The organism is Ligilactobacillus salitolerans (assembly GCF_003864415.1).
Classification (GTDB): domain Bacteria; phylum Bacillota; class Bacilli; order Lactobacillales; family Lactobacillaceae; genus Ligilactobacillus; species Ligilactobacillus salitolerans.
In genome coordinates, this window is record NZ_BFFP01000063.1 from 1 (window position 1) to 7298 (window position 7298).

Consider the following 7298-nt stretch of genomic DNA (forward strand, 5'->3'; position numbering starts at 1 on the left):
AATAACAAACGTCGTCAAGAAACACTAAACGGCATGACCCCAACAGAATATCGGAATCATGCCGTTCAGAAAATCGCATAGGTTTTAATTATTTGAGCTGTCTACTTGACACATAGTAGCCCCGAGAGCAGCATGCGTTTTTATTTCATTCGTCACGGTACCACGATCAACAATCAGCAGCACGTCTTTAATGGCGGTCATGTCGATCCAACTTTGACAGCTGCTGGGAAACAAGAGGCACAAAAATTAGGCGAAGACTTACAGCAAGTCCACTTTGACCTCTGCTTTTCTTCGCCTTTAAAACGTGCCCGCAAGACGGCAGAACTAGTCTTAAGCAAAAACAAAACCCAACTGCCGCAGATCCAGCTGCTGGCAGATCTAACGGAGATGAACCTAGGCGACTGGGACGGACGGCCCCTGGCAGCTATTGCCCCGTCAGCCGAGCTGGAAAATTACTTTAACCACCCAGCGCTCTTCAGTGGGATTGCCAGCCACGCTGAAAGTTATGTTCAGGTCCGTGACCGCGGTTTCCGCGTTTTGGACTCCATTTGCCAAAGAGCCTCTGCAAAAGACAATATTTTAGTCGCCAGCCACGGTTTGTTGCTGACGACCTTGCTGAACTCTTTGCGCGGTGTGCCGCTTGATGAAGTTCGCCGAGACGGTCTGCTGCCCACTTCAAGCGTCACAATTTTTGAAGCTGACTCCAGCCAAAATTTCAAGCTGATCGAGTGGGCGCACAAACCATCAGCTCGCCGCCTAAAATAATTTTAAAAAAATGCTTGTGTTTTATCCAAAATCTTGGCATAATGGTAGATGGTCATTTTAAATCATTCGGGTGGTTAGCTCAGCTGGCAGAGCAACGGACTCTTAATCCGTGGGTCCAGGGTTCGATCCCCTGACCACCCATTGGGTGCCAAACCCGTGAGGAGCAGGACTGTTGGTGCGAAATGCATTTGGAAAACAGATCTGGCTTCTCTTTTTTTATGCAAAAATTCAACTAATGAAGTTCAGAAGAAATTCTGAGCTTCTTTTTTTGTACTTTCCCCTCGCTTGACTTAGAGTTTGGCACGCCCTGAATCACTATTTCATTAGTTATGTTCTGTATAATTGGACGGAATGCCTTAGTCCTTGTTATATTGTTATTGGATGAACAAAACAATTATTTTTGGTACAGCTAAGAAAGGTGGTCCTATGATTAACTGGTTTATCGAACTTAACCCCATTTTTCAAGCAACATTGGCGGGTGTCTTCACTTGGGCATGTACTGCGGTCGGTTCCGCAGTCGTTTATTTATTCAGGGATGTTAACCGTAAATTACTGGATATTATGAACGGTTTCGCAGCCGGGATCATGATCGCAGCGAGTTTCTGGTCCCTGCTGGCGCCTTCGATCGAATATTCACAGGCAGGCGGTTACGGCAAATTCTCCTTTGTACCTCCAGTCATCGGCTTCCTGCTGGGGGGCGTGTTCTTGCGCCTGATCGATGCCGTCGTCCCCAACATGGATTTTGCCAGCAAAACTGGTGTCGAAGGTCCGCGCACCTCGTTGTCTCCAACGACCCTGCTCTTCTTGGCGATCACGATCCATAATTTCCCAGAAGGGCTGTCAGTCGGTGTCGCTTATGGTGCTGGAGAAATGGGATTAAGCTCCGCAAGTCTGAAAAGTGCCCTAATTTTAACGATCGGGATCGGTCTGCAGAACCTGCCGGAAGGGTCCGCTCTCTCGATGCCGATCCGCTCCAGCGGAGCACCCAAGAACCACGCCTTTAATCTTGGCCAAGCCAGTGCCTTAGTCGAGATAATCGGTGCTGCTCTGGGAGCTTGGCTAGTTACGCAAGTCACTATCATCTTGCCTTATGCTCTCTCATTTGCAGCAGGTGCCATGATCTTCGTCTGTGTTGAAGAATTGATCCCAGAGTCACAGACCAACGGCAATAACGATGTTGCCACGATCGCCCTCTTATGCGGCTTTGCCCTAATGATGTCGCTTGATGTCGGTTTAGGCTAGACAGCAGCAAAAAGGCCTCCAGTCTATCTGCTCACTGGAGGTCTTTTTGTACTAATCTGCTGGTAATTCGTGGAGACTATGCTCGCCGGCAAGAACTGTTAAAGTATCGGCTAGGGCAATTTCCACCATATTTTTAATAGCGATGTCAGTGTAAAAACCAATATGCGGACTGACTGTCGCATTGTCTAAGCTCAACAACTCTTGCAGCCACTTGTTAGGCTGCTCTTTTTGTGAGAAGTCATTACTGAAGATATCGGCTTCGTTTTCAATCGTATCGATCCCGGCGCCGGCAATTTCATGTGATTTTAAGGCCTGGAGCAGCGCTGGCGTATCGACGACGCCGCCCCGCGAGGCATTAATGAACAAAGCAGTTGGTTTCATCATTTTGAAAACTTGGGCGTCGATCATATGCTGGGTCGTTGGCAAAAGCGGGGTATGCATCGTGACGATGTCAGCCTGCTTAAAAACCGTTTCGTGGTCCACATATTTGACAACACTGTTGAGTTCTGGCCGGTGGACCGGGTCAGCAGCGATCACAGTTGCACCTAAAGCCTTAAAGATGCGCGCCACTTCACTGCCGATCTTGCCTGCCCCAACGATCCCGACCGTTAGTTCATGGATCTCACGAGCCTGCAGTCCATCCCAGGTAAAGTCATTATGACTTTCACGTTGAGTGTAATCGTTCAAATGACGCAAAAGCCACATTGTATGAGCCAAAACCAGTTCTGACACCGAACGCGGGGAATAGGCGGGAACGTTAGTGATCACCAAGTCATTGGCCGCAGCTTCGTTAATATCCATCGTTTCATACCCTGTCGTCCGCAAGGCAATTTGCTTAATGCCATAAGAATGCAGTTTCTGATAAACGATTGGGTCATCGATCGCGTTATCTTGCTGAGTCAAAATACCATCGTAACCTTCTGCCAGATCAACCGTTTTTGAGCTGATCGTTACGTGGTTCGTGTCGATTTGTACGTCTGGGTGGGTTTTGAGCCATTCATCGACCACAATTTGTTCATCAGCCATAATATTGTACATTAATAACTTCGTCACTTTGAGATCCTCCCCGCCTATTTGCTTAATGATTCCTTTTCAAAGTTTAAAGATTTAAAACCAGCGACCGCTTTTTCCAATTCTGCCATGTTCTGAGTGGCAGCGATCCGAACGAAACCTTGTCCGGCTGGGCCAAAAGCGCGGCCAGGAATAACTAAGATCCCTGCCTTTTCTAACAAGTAATCACTGAAAGTCACATCATCCATCCCACTCCCAGAAATATCCAAGAAAAGATAAATACTGCCGGCGATCGGGATCGTTTTGGCCCAAGGCAATTTATTAAGTTCAGTTCCAAGATAATTTAAACGCTGCTTGAACTCGGCCTGTAATGGTTGTGAAAGTTCAGCAAAGTTTTGCAAGCCAAAGCTGCCGGCAAACTGTGCCATACTCGGGGCAGTGTAGGTGACCCCTTCATTCAAAAGACCGGCAGCATCGATGATTTCTGCAGGTCCCAGCAGGTAACCGATCCTAAATCCGGTCATCGCAAAGACCTTGGACAAGGAACCTGTCACCAGTGTCCGTTCAGGAGCAAAGTTTTCCAGCGGCAAATACTGATGTTCATTGAAAACGTATGGCCAATAGACTTCATCGGCGAGTAAGTACAAATCGTATTTTTTAGCCAAGTCGGCGATCCCTTGCAGAGTAGCTTCATCATACACGGCACCCGTCGGGTTGCTAGGTGAATTGACCAAAATTGCCTTTGTCTGTTCAGTAATAGCTGCCTCAATGTCTGCTTTTTGCGGTTGGAAGTTGTTTTCAACTTTGCAAGCAACAAAGACCGGAGTCGCATGGTACTGTTTGACTTGGATCTCATAGGGAGTGAAGTACGGATCAAAAATAATGACCTCATCGCCAGGATCAAGCAACGCCCCAAAGGCTAGATCAGTCGCATGACTTGCACCGACAGTTGCACGGACATTTTCCAGCTGGTAGTGCGAACCAAACTTCTGATTATGGAAATCAACGATGGCCTGTAAATACTCAGGAGCGCCATAAGAAGCGGTATAGTGAGTTTGACCATCAAGCATAGCCTGCGAAGCGGCATCAATGATAGGCTGCGGAGTTGTCATGTCTGGATCACCGATTGAAAGGTCGATCACATCATGCATTAAGGCAGCAGTTTTACCAATTTCAGCCATAATATTTTTTTCTGGGTTTTGAAACAATTTAGCAACAGGTTTGACCATATAAAATCCCCCTTTTTGAATGAGAAACGGCTAGAAAATGAGCATTATCGGCGTTGTTTAAGCGCTAAGTACTGATCTATTGTTTCTCGCAGTTCGATTACGAAAATTTACTTTAAGTCAGTTTAAATTTTGAAGATCCTGATATTCTAGGATGTGGATACTGCTTTGAAAAACTTAGAGCCAAACGCTTTCTGTCTGGTTTCTTCTTCGACAAAGTAGGCTCCACATCTTCAAAGGATCGTTTCAGCAATAAGCTTTGTTAAATCAAAAACAGACACGAGGTCTGTTTTTACTTAGTAGAGAATATTCATTTGTACTCCAACAATTAATTACTTTCTGCAGCAGTGCTGTACTTTTGCCCCATCTTCTTTTCCATGAATGACAAGATCTGGGCCATCACAGTCGTTAAGATCCAGTAGATCACCGCAGCGACGATCAACGGCGGAACATAGTCGTACAAGGTACCGCCGACTCCGAGCGCCTGAGCAGTAACTTCTTGCACACCAATGTAAAACAGCACTGATGATTCCTTGATCAATGTGATAAATTCGTTGCCCATCGCCGGCAAAATGTTGCGCACCGCCTGGGGCAGGATGATCGAAAACAGTGTCGTTCTTTCGCTCATCCCGAGCGATAAACCAGCCTCCATTTGACCATCAGGTACCGAGATGATCCCTGACCGGAAAATTTCTGACGTGTAAGCGGCTGAGTTCAGACCCAAAGCGATCGAGCCGGGAATGATCCGGTCTAAGCCCGAGCCTAGCAGTTGTGCTTGCGAGATCTGCAATCCCTTGGAAATTGAATAGTAGATCAACATCACCTGGATCATCGACGGTGTCCCGCGGACGATCGAAACGTAGATCCGTGAGATCCACTGCAAGGCCTTAAAACGTGAGCGCCGCAGCAGGACTAGTCCTAACCCCAGCAAGATCCCGATGGCGATCCCAATAATAGAGATTATGATCGTCAGGCCGGCTCCCTGCAAAAACAATTTATAGTAATGACCCATAAAATCGAACATCTAATTCCTCCAAACTGTTCCACAGTAGTTGCGGCTAAAGACTGTCAACTATCCCTTGGAATACTCTACTGTGACTGTGTTTATGCAAATTTGACAGCTAAAGCTTAATCTTTAGGCTGCATACTTTGCGCCTTTTTCAGCATCTTATCCAGTCCACCGTTTTTCTTTTGTTGTGCGATGACCTGGTTGACCTTGGCAGCTAACTTCTTATCCCCTTTTCTAAGAGCAACGTTGATATATGATTGTTCTTTAGAAGTTTTGAGCTTAGCCGGAGCGATCTCGTAATCATTTGGGTGATTTTGAACGTAGCTGTTAGCCACTGTATTTTCAACTACAACTGCGTCTAATTTGCCCTTCTTAAGTTCAGTAGTCAAACTCGTAACTGCTGATTCAGACACAACATTTGCACCCTTTAACTGACTCTTAGCAATTTTTTCCTGCGTTGTTGTCTGTTGGGCACCAACTGATTTGCCTTTAAAATCAGTTGCGGCATCTTTAAATTTAGCTGCGTCACCCTTCTTGACTAGGACTTGGTTTTTCACGGTGAAGTAGCTGTTCGAAAAGTTGACGGCTTTTTTACGCTGGTTGGTAGAAACCATGCCGGCCATGACCAAGTCGACCTTGTTATTCTTAAGTTCTGAGATCAAAGAAGGAAATTCGGTATTCACGATCTTCAGCTTAACATCCAGTTTGTCAGCAATTTTCTGAGCTAGCAGCATATCATAGCCCACGATTTTTTTCTTGCCGTTTTGCACGATTGGAAATTCAAATGGTGCATAATCGGCGGAAGTCCCGACAACCAAGGTTTTCTTGTCTTGGATCTTTTTAACACTTTGGTCACTGTCTTTTTTACCGCAGGCTGTTAAGACCATCGTAAACATGGCCATGAAGGCGAGCAGTATGTAAAGTTTCTTTTTTGTTTTCATTTATCTGCATCCTCTTTCTAAATTAACGTTCTTAAATTTCTATGTTTCTAAGCATACTGTATTTTATTTCATAAATCAAGCACTTTTTTGATTATTTATGCATTTAATGCTGAAATTATTCAAAGTTGGTCAAATTGCATCCATTTGCAAGAAGTGTATAGTAAGGATATTAAGTTTCCTATCCTGTGAGAAAGAAGGAATTCATGATGACTAAATCAACCTCGACTTTAAAAACCGAGCGTTTGTGCTTACGCCAGCTCAAGCCCACCGACGCTAAGGCCATGTACCAAAATTGGGCTAGTGATCCTGCCGTCACCACCTACTTGACCTGGCAGCCGCACCAAGATCTCAACGTGACCCGCGCTAGTCTGGTCTGGCGTCAAGAACAATACCACAAAGAAAATTACTTTGACTAGGGGATCGAACTTGTTGCCAGTCGCGAATTGATCGGGACGATCACAGTCGTCCACCAAGAGCCGGCGGCTGCCTGTGCAGAGATCGGTTATTGTCTGGGCCAGAGGTGGTGGTCTCATGGTTACGCGACTGAAGCTTTGGTCAGTGTGATCAACTTTCTTTTCTCTCAAGCTTCATTCAAACGCATCGAAGCCAAACATGACACCAAAAATCCGGCCTCAGGCAAAGTCATGCACAAAGCTGGTCTCCAATATGAAGGAACGCTGCGGCAGCACGGGCTCAATAACACGGGGATCTGTGATGAAGCAATTTACGCCATTTTAAGATCCGACTGGGTAGCTGCAAATAATCTTTGAAAAAAGCTTGCATTCATTTCCCATTATTGCTAAAATAATTATTGTTGGTTTGATAAAACCATATGGGTGGTTAGCTCAGCTGGCAGAGCAACGGACTCTTAATCCGTGGGTCCAGGGTTCGATCCCCTGACCACCCATCAAAGTATCAGATGGCACGTTCGCTTTATTGTGAACGTGTTTTTTTTGGTGCGCCCGGCATGGGCAGTAACTAGGCGGTGTGAGTCCGCTGTGAGCCGTAGTGGTCGGTATCACAAGTCGAAGGCAAGGGTGTCTATTGCGAGGTAGAATCTGAAGGAAGCCCTAGACAAAACATCGAATCGATGTACAAGAAGTG

The 7298-nt window shown here is 46.0% G+C and carries 6 protein-coding genes, 2 tRNA genes and 1 pseudogene; 5 read left to right on the forward strand and 4 right to left on the reverse strand.

The annotated features are described in order from the left end of the window. The first annotated feature begins 105 nt into the window (after nucleotides 1-105). From LFYK43_RS11740 to LFYK43_RS11750, 3 genes are all read left to right on the forward strand, one after another. Entirely contained in the window at nucleotides 106-765 is a 660-nt protein-coding gene (locus LFYK43_RS11740) for a histidine phosphatase family protein (protein ID WP_229718035.1), read from the forward strand. Nucleotides 766-833: 68 nt separating this feature from the next. Next, nucleotides 834-906 (forward strand) — tRNA-Lys (locus LFYK43_RS11745). A gap of 288 nt (nucleotides 907-1194) precedes the next feature. Beyond that, nucleotides 1195-2007 carry a ZIP family metal transporter gene (locus tag LFYK43_RS11750; RefSeq protein WP_439957221.1) on the forward strand — a complete coding sequence of 271 codons (813 nt, stop codon included), beginning with the start codon at nucleotides 1195-1197 and terminating at the stop codon, nucleotides 2005-2007. 51 nt (nucleotides 2008-2058) lie between these two features. Here the strand turns inward: LFYK43_RS11750 and LFYK43_RS11755 are convergent, their stop codons facing one another. The 4 genes from LFYK43_RS11755 to LFYK43_RS11770 form a co-directional block, all read right to left on the reverse strand. Beyond that, on the reverse strand, nucleotides 2059-3060 hold the full coding sequence (locus tag LFYK43_RS11755) for a D-2-hydroxyacid dehydrogenase (protein ID WP_174713997.1): 1002 nt from the start codon (nucleotides 3058-3060) through the stop codon (nucleotides 2059-2061). Nucleotides 3061-3077: 17 nt separating this feature from the next. Beyond that, the gene (locus LFYK43_RS11760) at nucleotides 3078-4247 is read right to left on the reverse strand and encodes a pyridoxal phosphate-dependent aminotransferase (RefSeq protein WP_124978513.1); all 1170 of its coding nucleotides are present in this window, start codon (nucleotides 4245-4247) and stop codon (nucleotides 3078-3080) included. Nucleotides 4248-4572: 325 nt separating this feature from the next. Beyond that, nucleotides 4573-5268: an amino acid ABC transporter permease gene (locus LFYK43_RS11765; RefSeq protein WP_124978515.1), complete on the reverse strand. Its 696-nt coding sequence runs from the start codon at nucleotides 5266-5268 to the stop codon at nucleotides 4573-4575. Nucleotides 5269-5372: 104 nt separating this feature from the next. After that, entirely contained in the window at nucleotides 5373-6194 is an 822-nt protein-coding gene (locus LFYK43_RS11770) for a transporter substrate-binding domain-containing protein (RefSeq protein ID WP_124978517.1), read from the reverse strand. A gap of 206 nt (nucleotides 6195-6400) precedes the next feature. On the opposite strand from LFYK43_RS11770, the pseudogene LFYK43_RS11775 reads away from it, so the two are divergent. Both LFYK43_RS11775 and LFYK43_RS11780 read left to right on the forward strand, forming a co-directional pair. Continuing rightward, nucleotides 6401-6964, forward strand: a pseudogene (locus tag LFYK43_RS11775) (GNAT family N-acetyltransferase). Nucleotides 6965-7028: 64 nt separating this feature from the next. After that, a tRNA-Lys gene (locus tag LFYK43_RS11780) sits at nucleotides 7029-7101 on the forward strand. Nucleotides 7102-7298 lie beyond the last annotated feature (197 nt).

Bases quoted from the DNA above. Each gene is read 5' to 3' on its own strand.
- LFYK43_RS11760 (WP_124978513.1), bottom strand. From the start codon at position 4,247: ATGGTCAAACCTGTTGCTAAATTGTTTCAAAACCCAGAAAAAAATATT.
- LFYK43_RS11770 (WP_124978517.1), bottom strand. From the start codon at position 6,194: ATGAAAACAAAAAAGAAACTTTACATACTGCTCGCCTTCATGGCCATG.
- LFYK43_RS11765 (WP_124978515.1), bottom strand. From the start codon at position 5,268: ATGTTCGATTTTATGGGTCATTACTATAAATTGTTTTTGCAGGGAGCC.